Origin of the sequence: Sphingomonas sp. 22176 (assembly GCF_052045505.1) — a bacterium.
Classification (GTDB): Bacteria; Pseudomonadota; Alphaproteobacteria; order Sphingomonadales; family Sphingomonadaceae; genus Sphingomonas.
This window is the reverse complement of sequence record NZ_JBQEPL010000002.1, coordinates 182,075-194,344: the sequence shown is the minus strand read 5'-3', so window position 1 is coordinate 194,344 and position 12,270 is coordinate 182,075. Positions and strand designations below refer to the sequence as shown.

Genomic DNA, 12,270 nt, shown 5'->3' with positions numbered 1-12,270 from the left:
CACCTCTCCGCACAGATCCACGAACGTCCTGTCGCTTCGCCCATAAGAGGTGAAGTTCGCTCCCATATGTGGCCACATCCTCGCGACCTCCGGAAATTCACCATTTTCCTGACGATTCGCGTAATGACGCTCTATGGGAAAGGCGGCAAGAAGTCCGCCTGACACGGCAGAAGAATCTGCAGAACGCCCGGTCTCCGGCTCCTGAGATTCGTTCGCACCCGCCGAACCTTGCGTCAGCTGCTTTGTCCGCCACGATGGTGACGAGTATCATCTTGGCGTCCCGATCGTTGGACCGACTGCAAGCGGCAGTAGAGTACCTCGCACATACTCAGGACAAGGAGGCTGCCGTCGGCGCTACCTTCAGCCTGTGCAGATTAACGTCCGCCGATGTGTCGCGCGTGGTGACGACTGGGCCTTGCGGCTGCAGAGTGGCCGCGCGATTTGCGGCAGCGACACGCCCGGTTGCGGGGCTCACAGATTTCCGCGTGTGCTTTCGGATCGGGGGCTTGGCAGGCGGGGACGCGGTTGGGCTACGCGTAAATGCGTCCGCCACCGCAGGCACCACGCTCGTGGATTTTGCCACCCGGTCCCTAGCGCTGGGGTATACCGGCGGCTCGACACTGTTATCCGGGCTGGTGCTCGCATCGCTGTTCAGCTGGTATCGCGCCCTCGGCACGGTCGATGTCAACGCCATCGATAACGCTCGTGCTGACACCTTTATTGGGTCACGATCACCTTCCCCGGACGCTCGGCACGACCTTGATGGACTGGGTAGCCGACGGCTCGCTCGGTTATTCCGGAGCAGCGATCCTTTTCGGCTGGGCTCGGTGTGTTGGCCTTGCTCTATTTCAACAGCACTGTGATGGTGGTCTGGGCAACTTGCATCCTCACCCGCCCCTGGGGCGGTCGTCAGGGATTTCCTCGACAAGCCCGTGGAGAAGGCGGTTTGGGTGTCAGTCATCCGCTTGCCACGGCAACGCTCTCCGTCGCGATCGTCCTGTTGCTTCTGTTCGTGCCGCAGCGAGCAGGTTCCAGTCACGTCGAGGTCGCCCGCTGATCGCCGCGACCGGAGTCCGCCATCCCGGTCTTCGGGCTCGGGCCGTCGTCAAATCCAGCCGTCTGCTCCCGACCAACTTAAGCCGTTCCCATAAGCGATGGAACGACCGTTTAGGCTGGAATCGGTCGTAGGCGGACGGTTCGCTTCCCACCCAGAAGAGGAAGTTCCGTACTGCTGCCTCCCTTTCGACGGCCGCCTATGAGTCAACCGATCAGCAAAAAGGGGATCCTTCGCGGTTCCGCCCATGCTGCCCCCTCTAACAAGCGGGGTACCGCGCCGACGAGTGAACTCTCGCGATTGGTCCTCAGTGCTAGGAGTTCACCGCTACAACTCGGATTTGCTGATCGCGGCATATCCTGATCCGCATCGGTGACGCGATGAAGTAATCGTTCGCCGACGATGCATAAAGCGGCTCGCGAACACCGTCGCGAAGCGACATGGCGAGTCCGAGGCTGTCATTCCGTACGGTGAAATCGCCTAGACCCGGGATGACAAAAGTGCCTGCGAGACGTGCTGCCCGGTCGGCCGGGATCGCTACAGGGGATCATTCGATCGCGCGAAAGCTCGGCCAGTGAAAAAGGCCTGATGGCCGCTCCCTTCCGCCTCGCGCGCCAGAGGCATCAATCAGCTCTAGAGCGCACTAAGCACGCGCTCAACATTCAGGGGGTATTGCGCAGCCTTCTGCGCCGCATCGAAGTCAATGTCGACAATGGGGGAGAGCGGACTGGTGGCTTCTTACTCGTGAGCGCACGCGGTTAAGCGTCTGAAGGATCCGCCCGTCCGGTACGAGCAAGGGTGCCCACGAGGGTAGATCGAGCAATGCCGAAATTCCGGTACTCCGCGGCTTTGCTGGTGCCGGATGCCAGTGCTTCAATAGCGGCCTCCGCGTTTTGCCGCGGCAAGGCCGGCCACCACTCGCTCACGCGTCAAAGCTCGCTCGTACCGTGCCAAGGCACCGAACAAGGAGAACAGCAGCTCGCCATGGGGCGCGGTGGTGTCCATCTGCTCCGTAAGCGAGCGGAACCCCTGCGGCAATTCATGACGCCACCGCGGTGAAAGCGTCACCCGTCGGCAATCCTAGATCGATTGATCCCCTCTAGGCTGCGCGATCGAGCCTTTTCCGGAAGGGTCTGGCTGGATGGGTCACGAAGCCGCACATCATGTTTGCGTTGGGTGACTGGCAGGTTTCGCCAGAAGCCGCCGTTCACACCTTTGCTGAAGAACGACTGACTCTGGTCGACCGCCGCCGAAAGCGATAGCGCGATCTTGGCGGCAACCGATTATCCACGCCGCGCGCCAAAGCTCCTCGAAGCGGCCAACTGCACCATCACTGAGCGCCATGTCTTCCTCAAACCGCGGCCATGCGGCCCCGCGCCGCTTGATCTGAGCCTTCACGTGTGCCAGCGGCAGAAGTCGCTAGCGATGGCATGGTCGAGGATCTGACGATAGGGCGCGTAAAAATCGTTTCCGACCGCGACGACGCCGAAGTGCGGGGTTTCGAACTGGTCGAGCGGGACCAGCGCGATCGGGCTGGCGACGGGCAGTAGCTGCGATCCGGGCCCGGCCTGCAGGGTTGAAAGCAAACCGAACATCCGCCGCTCGCGCGTGCCACGCCCCAACATGATCAGTCTGTACTGCCCTTCCTCGCTGGTCACCAGATAGGTGTGGCCGGAAAGGTGGGGCATCGAGACATATCCGGCCTGGGAGAAGGTCCGGTCCGCCCGCTCGCTTTCGGTGAATCTGAGATGCGCGCCCGCGCTATCCCATAAAATCTCGGTGCAATAGGCATAGATTGTGCCTGGCTCGCTGAACGCCGGGCGCAGGGTAAGGTAGGCGCCCTCGATCCAGCGCACCGCCGGGCGGCTATAGGAACCCATATGCGCTGGGGCGAGCAGCGCGTCCGGCGGTGTTGACGGGGCAGTGGTGCCGGAGCGCAGCGCCGTGGCCAGCACATCCTCGATCCGCACGACTGTCGCCAGCGAGAACGGGCGGCTGCCGGACAGCGCCTTTTCCAGTGTGGAAAGGCTGATCCGTGCCATGTCGGCAAGAGCCTGGCGCGAGATGCGCCGTCGGGCCAGTTCTTCCCGAAGCCGCACGGCGATCTGGTCGTTCTCGTCGCGCTGTAACGGCTCTTCGTCGCGCACCCTCGTCTCCCTACCGGACAACCCGACACAAATCCGCACATTTCGTCAAGGGCTCGACGGGAAATTGCCAATCTCCGCCGCTACCGGCCACCATGTGGCCAAAGCTGGCGGACCTTTCGCGTGGCGGTCCGGCATCGGCGGTGTCTACCGGAATGGCTCCACTCAATAGGGAGCCTTGTCATGGTGCCGCGTCTGTATCCCCTTCCGCCGATGTCCGCAGATACCCGCCGCCGCCTCGCCATCGGCGCGATCGGCCTTACTGGCGTGGTGCTGGGCAGCCTTGCCGCAGCGCAGGCGCAGGCGGCAGATGCAGGCGATCCCGCTGCGGGCGGCGCGCTCCTCCTCCAGGCACGCGACAGCAAGGACGGCACCCCCGCTGCACTGCCCGCCGTTCGGCTTGGCACCGATATGGACGTGATCGTCAACGGCCCGGTCATGCGAGTGCGGATGACGCAGGCGTTTCGCAACACCAGCAAGGGTTGGATGGAGGCGACCTATCTTTATCCCCTGCCCGACGATGGCGCGGTGGACACGCTGAAGATGGTTGTCGGCCAGCGCGTGATTGTCGGCCATATCAAGCGCCGCGCCGAAGCGCGCGACATCTATGAACGGGCAAAGGCGCATGGGCAGCGCAGCGGTCTGGTCGAAGCGGACCGCCCGAACCTGTTCCGCACCAATGTCGCCAATGTCGGCCCTGGCGAAACGGTGCTGATCTCGATCAAATATCAGGCCCCGCTGCGCCAGCTTGGCGGCGAATATGCGATGCGCCTGCCACTCGTCGTCGGCCCGCGCTACGTGCCGCCGCGCAGCCTGACGAGCAGTGCCGCGCTGGCCGACGCGGCGCGCATCACCGCACCGCTGGCCCCGCCGGGGGCGCCGCTAAATCCGGTGTCGATCACCATCCATCTCGCCCCCGGCTTCGTGCCGGCCAACATCATCAGTCCCTATCACCGCATCCGCGTGGTGGATGCGGGGCCGGCGGAGCGGACTATTACGCTGGCCGCAGGCGAAGAACCGGCGGACCGCGACTTCGAGCTGCGCTGGCGCTCGGCCAGTGCCGATCCCATGCTCAGCCTGTTTCGCCAGGCGCTGGGCGGCCAGAACTATGTGATGGCGACGATCACGCCGCAGACCCGGGTCGAACCCGGCAAGGTCGCTCCGCGGGAAATGATCTTCGTGATCGACAATAGCGGCTCGATGAATGGCGGCTCGATGGAAGCGGCCAAGCAGAGCTTGCTCCATGCGCTCGGCACGCTGCGGCCGGAAGATACCTTCAACGTGATCCGCTTCGACAACACGATGACCCAGTTGTTCGACCAGCCCACCCCGGCCAGCGCCGAGCAGGTGGAGATCGCGCGCAAGTTCACCACGGGGCTGGAGTCTGCGGGAGGCACCGAGATGCTGCCCGCACTGAAGGCCGCGCTGGTCGACGCGCACCCGGCAAACAAGGGCGTGCGCCAGATCGTGTTCCTGACAGACGGAGATCTTTCGGAGGAGAAGGACATGATGGCCGAGATTGCCGCGCATCGCGGGCGCAGCCGGGTGTTCATGGTCGGAATCGGCTCCGCGCCCAATAATTATCTGATGCGCCGCATGGCCGAAGCCGGGCGCGGCACCTACACCAATATCGGCGAGGGCAGCGAAGTGCTGGCGAAGATGACCGCGCTGCTAGACCGGCTGAAAACGCCCGCCTTGCATGACATCGCCGTGCGTGTGGAAGGGACGCAGCTCGATCTGACGCCGCACGATCTGCCCGATCTCTACGCCGGCGAGCCGCTGGTTCTGCTGGGCAAGGGGGACGATCTCAAGGGCACGCTCGTGGTCAGCGGGATGATCGGTGACACGCGCTGGAGCCAGCGGGTCGATCTCAGCCAGGCTACCGCCAGCCCGGCGGTTGCGCGGCTCTGGGCGAGCCGCAGCATTGCCGATGTGGAGGCGCAGCGCTGGTCGGGGCAGATCGAGGGCGCGGCGGCCGACGAGAAGGTCGCGCAGCTTGGCCTCGCTTACGATCTAGTGACGACGCAGACTAGCCTCGTCTCCGTCGATGAAACCCCGGCCCGCCCAGACGGCACGAAACTGACCAGCGACGACCTGCCGCTGCTGCTGCCCAAGGGCTGGAGTTTCGATGCGCTGCTGGGCCAAGATGCGCCTTCCGCAGCTCCCGCCGCCGGACTTCCCGAGGCAGAGCAGCAGATGGACCTGCCGCAGACCGCGACGGGCTTTCTGGGCGCGGTCTGGCGCGGGCTCGCGATGCTAGTGCTCGGCGCAGCCGGCCTCGTTGCCGCGCGTCGCCGCAGCACGAAGGGGGCGGACCAATGAAGCCGCCGGCACTCTGGGCCACCTCGCTCGCACTGTGCCTGGGCGGTGCGATCAGCCTGGGCGCTGGCGCTGCGGTTCCGATCCGCGCCGAAATCGCGCAGCACCGGCTGCGGCAGGTGTTCGCGCAGCGCTTGCAAGCAGCAACACGTGCAGCGCCAACCGCCCCGACCATTGCGCCGGAGCATCGTTCTCGGACGCCTGCGCGCGAGGCGGTGCGGGCCGTGCCCGCCCTGCCGACCGGAGGACCCATCGCGCGGATCACCGTTCCCCGCCTGGGGGTGAGCGACATCGTTCTCGCCGGAAACGGCACGCACGAGCAGCTTGCCGAGGGGCCGACGATGATCCGGCAAGGCAATGCGGCGAGCCCCGTCACCGTCCTGGCCGCCCACCGAGATACCCACTTCCTGTTTATCCGCGATCTGCGCGAGGGCGACGATATCCGCCTGCAATTCGTCAACGGCGTGGTGGAACACTATCGGGTGACAAGGTTTGAAACGGTGCACTGGGACCGCTTCACCTACCCTCTCGATCCCGTGCGCCCGCGCCTTGCGTTGACCACGTGCTTCCCCTTCGGCAGCACCGAATATGGCGGGCCTTGGCGGCGGGTGGCCTGGGCCGAGCGGCTCTAGGGACGCCTGGCCGAGTTCTGTATGCATCGCTGACAGGATCAGCATGGGCCGGCGCTCCATCGCGGCTGGGCTTTGCAATGCGCCGGAGCTCCTTGTTCGTTCGAAATTCGCGCGCCGACGATTGTTCCCGTCAATCGGCATAATCGGCGGCTTCCGCCATGACCGGACGTCGGGGCGGAAAGCCGAGCGACCAGCTCTAGTCGCTTTCTGACAAGCGGCGTTTTATCTCGTAGGGGAGCGTCAGTTCTGCTCCAGGAAGAAGCGGACCATCTCGCGCGAGGCGTCCGGCCCCGTCCTGTCCGTGTAGCTCCCTGCCGGATCGCCACCGGCCCAAGCGTGCCCAGCACCGCTGATCGTCCATTGCTCGAGGCGCGGCGTGCCGCCAACATCGCGCAGCACTCGGCGCGTGTAAGCGCGCCGGCCGCAGTCATCATCGCCTCTGACCATCTCCTCGGTAAGGGTCGGACCGCCGCTTGCCATCACCCTCTCAACGATGTGGTCGCTATTCACCTTGTCCACGGTCTGATCACGATCGCCGTGGAAAGTGATGGTCGGCACGAAGGTCGGGGCGCCTCGACGCTTCGCGGCTCGCGCGCTATTCCCGCTCATCGCCATCATCGCGCCGGGAAGATCGCTCGCGGCGCCGCAGGCGAGCCCGGAGTGTACGCCAACTGCGGAGAAGAGATCGGGATAGACCTCTCCCATGATCGTGGCCGCGGCGCCGCCGGCTGACATACCGGCGACGTAGACGCGCTTTGGATCGGTTCCGTGTCGCGCCATGATGTCCCGCGTCGCGCCAGCGATGAGCGCCGGTTCGCCCGCATCCCGCTTTTGATCACCCGGTCGAAACCAGTTCCAGCACCGAGACGCGTTGGCCGCCTTGGTTTGCTCAGGGTAGGCGACAAGGAAGCCGAATTCGTCAGCCAGATGGTTCATGCCGGTTCCCGCCGCGAAATCATCCGGGTTCTGCGTGCACCCGTGTAGCATGATGAGCAGCGGCGCACCGGACGTAGCCGACCCCGGTACGTAGAGTTTGTATGTGAGGCGGCCTTGCGGTCCTGCATGGATGTGGGCTTCGAACCTCCCGCCGGCATTTCCGGATGGTGCGGCTTCGTTCGAGGGTTGGCGACGATCGGCGCCTCGCCCGGGTAGCTGGGGGGGCTTACTGCGCAATACGGTCGGGCGCGTCGCTGGCTCTGCGGCCGTGCCGCCGAACATCGAGCGGAGCAGCGCGGTCGCATCTCCGAGCCTTCCCTCGCGAGTGAGGCGAGTCGCTTCCATGATGTTTGGGTGAAGGCGCATGTTTGATCTCCTGGAGGGCCGTCAGCGGATGCGGTCGGCGAGGGCGGTCTTCACCGCTGCGCCAGCTTGAAGGGCGCCAAGCACGGTGAGTGATGCGATCGTCTCGAGTGCAAGTTCAGGCGTGACGTCGGCATCGATCGTAGCCAAGCCCAGAACGCGGATGTCGAGCATCTCGCCACGCTCCCGCGCTCTTTCGAGTTCGGCGCTAGTTATATGACGGAGGCCAAGGTCGAGCTGCTGGCGGCGGATCGACTTGTCGGTTGCTTCGGCATGCCGCTCGAGCTGGCTGCGAATGGCAGTTCGGATGAAGTCCGTTCGGTTGCCGTAGAAGCCGTCGCGGACGAGCAGGTCGATGCGCCCGAGATCGACATAGCCAAGGTTGATCGTGATTTTTTCGCTATCGGCTCGCGTCCGCAGGTCAGTCCGCTGAGACATTATGTTCATCCCGCCATCCGTGTGGATGGTAGATGGAGGGTCACCCCTCACGACGCAAGCCTGACGGCCACGTTTCATGGAAAGAACTGCGACGTAATGAATGTCTGGGACGCCGGTCTACGGCATGATGAGCAGAAATGGTCTACTCTACATCCCGCGATTTATAGAATCAGCGTCGTCACAACCTGGCGGTAATTACCCCCATACGTTGAATGAACTTCCGCAAGTTCAAAGGTCTCAGTAGCCCTCGTCAGAATGCCACTCGGCGCGTCGGTGACAGGTGCCGCGACCACTCAAAGCGGGCACTCTGCCGCCGGACAGGATCTCGCTGCGCGAGCGGCAGGTCACAACGGAAGCGACCGTTCAGCGCGCCGCAGACGAATGATTGAACTTGGTTGGCAGGTGCCTCGGGGCATGCCTGCTTACAAGGCGCCAAAAACGTTCTTCGAACGGCCAATCTGGCCATCGAAGAATGATCATGGAGATGCCTGAGACCGAACCCACCGATAAAAGCGCCCAGTCTGAAATGCCGGACGGACCGTCGGCGCGAAGCGCGCGCCGAAACCGAAGCAAATATGGGATCCGATTGGCGTCCTGAAAAAGATGGTCTTGTGGGACTGGTGAGGAGCTCGACATCTCTTCGAAGCGTCTTCTGAGAACCTAGACGCCAAGTTTGAGGTGCGAGATACTCGCCGCCAGTGCGTCAATGAAGACCCGCACCTTTGCGGAAAGGCTGCGATGGCTGGGGTAGACGGCGTGGATCACGCTTTGCTCACGCGCGATCGTCGGCCGCAGTCTGACGAGCCGACCGTCCGCCACAAGCGAGCGGGCGAGAAAGTCGGGAAGGTGTGCGATCCCGGCACCAGCCAGCACCACGGGAAGCAGCGCTGCGGCGTCGGAGATGGCGATCGCGGGTGCCAACTCGATCCGACCCGCATCGCCGGGTGAGACATCCAGATACACGGTCGGCCGGTCATGATAGCCGATCAAAAGGTGGTCCGACAGGTCGGCGGCACCTATGGGCGTACCGCGCGTCGCAAGATAGTCGGGGCTGGCGCACAGCCATGTCTCCGATACCAGCAGTCGACGCGCGATAAGGCCACTGTCCACCAGCGGGCCCACCCGGATCATCAGGTCAGCAGGATCAGCCGGCATGTCTATGAATCGGTTCTCGACAGCCAGCACGACCCGGATCTGCGGATAACTTGCCATGAACGACGGCAGCATCGGCGCGACCAGCGCCGTCGCAATCGTGAAGGGCAGACTGATCGTGAGCGAACCGGCAGGGACGTTACCAAGGCTATCGAGCGCAGCGCCCGCCTCATCGACGTCGGCCAGAATGCGTAAGGCGTGCGGGCGGAAATGCATGCCGGCGTCGGTCAGCCGCAAGTGCCGCGTCGAGCGATCGACCAGGAGCACCCCGACATCCCGCTCCAGTCTGGCAAGCGCTCGGCTGACCCCAGATTTCGGCAAGCCGAGGGCGCGGGCTGCAGCCGATACACTCATCAGATCGGTGATGCGCGCGAATGCACGCAGGTCGGACAATTCCATGGTCGTTCCACTTTCCGCAACATCCTGTCCCGATCGGTTGGTCTAATCACACCGAAGCGCAACAGCTATTTCCGATCTCATCACACAACAGGAGGGGCGAGGCGATGGACGATGGGCAGACCCGGCCGACGGTGGCGGTCGCAGGGGCCGCAGGTGACCTCGGGTTCCGGATTGTCAACGCACTGGCCGCGAAAGGTGCTTCCGTGCGGGCGCTGGTGCGGCGTCCGGTCGATAAGCTGATCCTGGCCCGGGTCGAGCAGGTCGCGGTCGATTTCAATGACGAAACGGCGCTGACCGGCGCCGTCACCGGCGCGGCGTCGGTGGTCTCTGCGCTGAACGGCACGGGGCCGGTGATCCTGGGTATCCAGGAGCGGCTCCTCAATGCCGCCGTCGCGGCGGGGGTGCCGCATTTCATTCCGTCCGACTTCAGCCTGGATTATCGGGGGACGCGGCCGGGCGATAACCGCAACATGGACCTGCGTCGCACCTTCGCTGCCCAGATCGATGCCGCCCCGATCCGCGCCACGTCGATCCTGAACGGACCGTTCGCGGATCTGCTGGAAGGCGAAGCGCCGATCGTCCTGCATAGGCTACGCCGCGTCCTCTATTGGGGTGACGCCGACCAGCTGTTCGACTTCACGACTAAGGACGACGTGGCGGCGTTCACCGCGGACGCAGCGATGGACGCAGCAGCACCTCGCTATCTGCGTATCGCCGGCGATCAGATCAGCCCGCGTGGCCTTGCCGCGCTGCTGACCAGGATGGATGGCCGCCCGTGGAAGCTGTTGCGTGCCGGTGGCATCGGTCGGCTGAGCGCCGTCATCGCCGTCGTGCGTGCGCTGACCCCAAATACCGACGCGCCGTTCCCAGTGTGGCAGGGAATGCAATATCTCCGCGACATGTCGACCGGCCGCGGCAAGCTGCACGACCTCGACAATGCCCGCTACGGCAAGACCCACTGGTCCCGCGCGGCAGACGTCCTGGCCCCTACCCTTTGAGCTTCTGACCCCGCCGAAAGGACAAGCACGCCATGACCGACGCCATCACCCCGTATCCTATCCGGATCGCGGATACCGAGCTGGTTGACCTCGCCGACCGGTTGGCCCGCACCCGCTGGCCCGATGCCGGCACCGTCACCGACGGCAGCCAGGGGCCGACGCTCCCCGCCATCCGGAACCTCGTGGAGCGCTGGCAGGAAGGGTATGACTGGCGCACTGCCGAGGCGCTTATCAATTCCTCGGGAAGCAGCCGCACCGTCATCGACGGAATTGGTATCCACTTTCTCCACATTCGCTCGCCCGAGCCCGACGCGGTGCCATTGCTGCTTGCCCATGGCTGGCCGGGATCGATCCTCGAGTTTCGCGAGATGATCGCGCCGCTGACCGATCCCGGGGCACATGGCGGTGATCCGCGGCAGGCGTTTCACCTGGTCATCCCGTCGATGCCGGGGTTCGGCTTTTCGGATAAGCCGACCGAGCCCGGATGGAACGTCGGCCGAGTAGCTGGCGCCTATGCGGAAATGATGCGGCGGCTGGGCTATGGCGAGCAGTGGTTCGCGCAGGGCGGGGATTGGGGCGCGGCCGTCGTGTCGGCGCTGGCGCATATGCGTGCGCCCGGGCTTTCCGGCATCCACCTCAACATGGTCATGTTCCGGCCAACCGAGCAGGAAGTGGCGGAGGCGTCCCTGGAGGAACAGGCGATGCTCGCTGACATGCAGCGGTACGAGACCGAGCAATCCGGCTACATGAAGCTCCAAAACACCCGGCCGCAATCGGTCGGCTTCGCACTGGCGGACTCACCGGTTGGGCTCGCAGCCTGGATATATGCGCTTTTCCAGGACGTTAGTGATAGCGGGGGAGAGCCGGAGCGGGTGATCCCACTCGACCATATGATCGACGACATCATGCTCTACTGGCTGCCCAATGCCGCGGCTAGTTCGGCGCGGTTCTATTGGGACAATGCACGGGCGCAAGGCGGTATGCCTAGCGATCCGGTTCCGGTGCCGGCGGGCGTCAGCATGTTCCCCGGTGAGGCGCTGCGGCTTTCGCGTCGCTGGGCGGAGAAGAGATTCGCCGACCTGCGTCACTACAACCAGCCCGAACGTGGCGGCCACTTCGCTGCGATGGAAAATCCCGCAGCGCTGGTCGACGATATCCGGGCGACCTTCGCTTCGGAAAGATAACGTCATTCCCAAACGAGAATGGGGTGCGGGGCCGCCTGTTCCGGTGGGCCGAAACACCGGGATTGCAGGCTTGGCTTTCCCGAAACCTGCTCCCGACCGCGTTTGCCCGAAATGGCATGCCGGAGATGGGGAAACGGGAAGCTCGCGCATCCCCGAAACGGGCGGCTTCACGAAGCCTTGTTGATATATTGAACGGCAGTGTCTGGGCGCTCGCTGTCCGGCGGCTTCTGTCCGATCCGGACGTTCGCATCGCTTCAGGTGAACGGCAATATCTGGTCGCGAGCCGCCGGGCCTCTTCTCTCGCCACAGTCGCGCGCAACCTTTCCAAGCGCACGCCCTCACGGCGAAAACACGATGTGCGGCCTCCGCGATTCACCCAGCCATCCCCAAAGGCACGACAGCGCACTTCAAACACGCTTTCACGCTTCACAGCGAGGCGCGCCGAAAGCGGATCGCAAACACAATTGCAGTGGCCGCGCCACACCCGTGCGAAGACAGCAAGGGTAACGAGCGTGATGCGCGCATCCCGGTGCGGGTGGCGGCCCACCGCCCAAAATAGCTCGGATTAGCGCCCTGTCCGAAGGTCTTGCGTCCCGCCCAAAGCCGGTTTAATTGGCGAACCTAACGGTCCGATTTATCCTATAAATAATC

10 protein-coding genes are annotated in these 12,270 nt (G+C 64.2%); 5 read left to right on the top strand and 5 right to left on the bottom strand.

Translation table 11 applies throughout. The features are described 5' to 3' along the window. Positions 1 to 832: 832 nt before the first annotated feature. A complete protein-coding gene (locus ACTJKY_RS08735; protein WP_440845490.1) occupies positions 833 to 1,057 on the top strand; it encodes a hypothetical protein in 225 nt (74 codons plus the stop codon). An 870-nt stretch (positions 1,058 to 1,927) separates the two neighbouring features. Here the strand turns inward: ACTJKY_RS08735 and ACTJKY_RS08730 are convergent. Together ACTJKY_RS08730 and ACTJKY_RS08725 are read right to left on the bottom strand one after the other, a co-directional pair. Then, positions 1,928 to 2,059, bottom strand: coding sequence for a recombinase family protein (locus ACTJKY_RS08730; protein WP_440845488.1), 132 nt, complete (start codon positions 2,057 to 2,059; stop codon positions 1,928 to 1,930). Between the two features lie 389 nt (positions 2,060 to 2,448). Beyond that, positions 2,449 to 3,201: a helix-turn-helix domain-containing protein gene (locus ACTJKY_RS08725; RefSeq protein WP_440845487.1), complete on the bottom strand. Its 753-nt coding sequence runs from the start codon at positions 3,199 to 3,201 to the stop codon at positions 2,449 to 2,451. Between the two features lie 210 nt (positions 3,202 to 3,411). Here ACTJKY_RS08725 and ACTJKY_RS08720 point away from each other — a divergent pair, with 210 nt between their 5' ends. Further along, positions 3,412 to 5,520, top strand: coding sequence for a marine proteobacterial sortase target protein (locus tag ACTJKY_RS08720; protein WP_440845486.1), 2,109 nt, complete (start codon positions 3,412 to 3,414; stop codon positions 5,518 to 5,520). After that, entirely contained in the window at positions 5,517 to 6,149 is a 633-nt protein-coding gene (locus tag ACTJKY_RS08715) for a class D sortase (RefSeq protein ID WP_440845485.1), read from the top strand. The genes ACTJKY_RS08720 and ACTJKY_RS08715 overlap by 4 nt, the downstream gene beginning before the upstream one ends. A gap of 240 nt (positions 6,150 to 6,389) precedes the next feature. On the opposite strand, the gene ACTJKY_RS08710 is transcribed toward ACTJKY_RS08715, so the two are convergent. The 3 genes from ACTJKY_RS08710 to ACTJKY_RS08700 form a co-directional block, all read right to left on the bottom strand. Beyond that, positions 6,390 to 7,367, bottom strand: coding sequence for an extracellular catalytic domain type 1 short-chain-length polyhydroxyalkanoate depolymerase (locus tag ACTJKY_RS08710; RefSeq protein ID WP_440846310.1), 978 nt, complete (start codon positions 7,365 to 7,367; stop codon positions 6,390 to 6,392). 105 nt (positions 7,368 to 7,472) lie between these two features. Next, positions 7,473 to 7,886 (bottom strand): hypothetical protein, encoded by a 414-nt coding sequence (locus tag ACTJKY_RS08705; RefSeq protein WP_440845484.1) that lies wholly within the window; start codon positions 7,884 to 7,886, stop codon positions 7,473 to 7,475. A 660-nt stretch (positions 7,887 to 8,546) separates the two neighbouring features. Then, positions 8,547 to 9,437, bottom strand: coding sequence for a LysR family transcriptional regulator (locus tag ACTJKY_RS08700; protein WP_440845483.1), 891 nt, complete (start codon positions 9,435 to 9,437; stop codon positions 8,547 to 8,549). Between the two features lie 104 nt (positions 9,438 to 9,541). On the opposite strand from ACTJKY_RS08700, the gene ACTJKY_RS08695 reads away from it, so the two are divergent. Both ACTJKY_RS08695 and ACTJKY_RS08690 read left to right on the top strand, forming a co-directional pair. Next, a complete protein-coding gene (locus ACTJKY_RS08695; protein WP_440845482.1) occupies positions 9,542 to 10,435 on the top strand; it encodes an NmrA family NAD(P)-binding protein in 894 nt (297 codons plus the stop codon). 32 nt (positions 10,436 to 10,467) lie between these two features. Continuing rightward, positions 10,468 to 11,619, top strand: a complete 1,152-nt coding sequence (locus ACTJKY_RS08690; protein WP_440845480.1) for an epoxide hydrolase family protein — start codon at positions 10,468 to 10,470, stop codon at positions 11,617 to 11,619. Positions 11,620 to 12,270: the final 651 nt, after the last annotated feature.

Excerpts from the sequence above, each read along its gene's own strand:
- ACTJKY_RS08730 (WP_440845488.1), bottom strand. The coding sequence starts at position 2,059 with ATGGACACCACCGCGCCCCATGGCGAGCTGCTGTTCTCCTTGTTCGGT.
- ACTJKY_RS08720 (WP_440845486.1), top strand. The coding sequence starts at position 3,412 with ATGTCCGCAGATACCCGCCGCCGCCTCGCCATCGGCGCGATCGGCCTT.
- ACTJKY_RS08715 (WP_440845485.1), top strand. The coding sequence starts at position 5,517 with ATGAAGCCGCCGGCACTCTGGGCCACCTCGCTCGCACTGTGCCTGGGC.
- ACTJKY_RS08710 (WP_440846310.1), bottom strand. The coding sequence starts at position 7,367 with ATGTTCGGCGGCACGGCCGCAGAGCCAGCGACGCGCCCGACCGTATTG.
- ACTJKY_RS08705 (WP_440845484.1), bottom strand. The coding sequence starts at position 7,886 with ATGTCTCAGCGGACTGACCTGCGGACGCGAGCCGATAGCGAAAAAATC.
- ACTJKY_RS08700 (WP_440845483.1), bottom strand. The coding sequence starts at position 9,437 with ATGGAATTGTCCGACCTGCGTGCATTCGCGCGCATCACCGATCTGATG.
- ACTJKY_RS08695 (WP_440845482.1), top strand. The coding sequence starts at position 9,542 with ATGGACGATGGGCAGACCCGGCCGACGGTGGCGGTCGCAGGGGCCGCA.
- ACTJKY_RS08690 (WP_440845480.1), top strand. The coding sequence starts at position 10,468 with ATGACCGACGCCATCACCCCGTATCCTATCCGGATCGCGGATACCGAG.